The 1,033-nt window shown below is 75.6% G+C and carries 1 protein-coding gene; it reads right to left on the reverse strand.

Going from position 1 to position 1,033, the window contains the following annotated elements:
• Positions 1-1,033: sensor histidine kinase (locus J0670_RS38635; RefSeq protein ID WP_207817438.1), on the reverse strand; the 1,033-nt coding region annotated here is incomplete at both ends.

The following is a 1,033-nucleotide window of genomic DNA, read 5'->3' on the forward strand; positions in this document are numbered from 1 at the left end:
CCCCGCCCGGCGTCCGTCACCTCCAGCACCAGCTGCTCCTCCTCGTACGCCACGTCCACCCGCGCCGCGTCGGTGTTCGCGTGCTTCACCACATTGGTCAGCGCCTCCTGGACGATCCGGAAGGCCGACAGCTCCACGCCCTCCGCCAGCGGCCGCACCCGGCCGCCCACCCGCAGCTCGACCCGCACCCCGGCCTCGGCGCTGCTCGCCACCAGCCGCTCCAGATCGGCCAGTCGGGGCGCGGGCGCCAGCTCCTCGTCCGGCGTTCCGCGCAGGACGGTGAGCAGGCTGCGCAGCTCCGCCATCGCGTCCCGGCTCACCGACTGGATCGCGGCCAGCGCCTGCTCGGCCTTCGCCGGATCCCGCCCGATCACGAAACGGCCGTACCCCGCCTGGACGTTGACCACGCTCATGCTGTGCGCGATCACGTCGTGCAGCTCCCGGGCCAGCCGGATCCGCTCCTGCGCCAGCTCGGCCCGCGCGAGGTCCGCCTGATGGCGGCGCAACTCGGCCCCGTACGCGCGATGGCGGGCCACCGTGCTGCCGAGCGCCCAGGCGGTCACCAGCTCCAGCGAGACGAACACCAGGTTGTTCCACAGCTCCCGCGAGCCGAACTCGCTCAGCCCGGCGCCCACCAGGCCGAGCGCCAGCACCGCCGCGCCCACCCGCGCCGGCCGTACCGCCGCGACCAGGTAGACCGCCATCCCCGCGGCCACCGCCACCTGGAACCCGGCCAGATTGGCGATCGTCAACCACCCGGCCACCGCCACGACCACCACCCACGCGGCGAACACCGCCCCGGCCGCCGCCACCGGCGCCAGCCGCCGCAGCCCGGCCGCGACACCGACCACGACCACGCAGGCCAGCACCGTCGCCAACTCGGCCGTGGACGGCGGGCGGTAGCCCCGGTGGTGCGGGTCGAAGACCCGGTGGGCGTCCAGCACCCGGAGCCAGGTGACGACGGTCAGCGCCAGCGAGAACGCCAGGTCGACCGCCACCCGGTGGCCCGGGCGCAGCCTGCCGGCCACCGGCG

The organism is Streptomyces sp. FH025 (genome assembly GCF_017427025.1).
In the GTDB taxonomy this organism is placed as follows: Bacteria; Actinomycetota; Actinomycetes; order Streptomycetales; family Streptomycetaceae; genus Kitasatospora.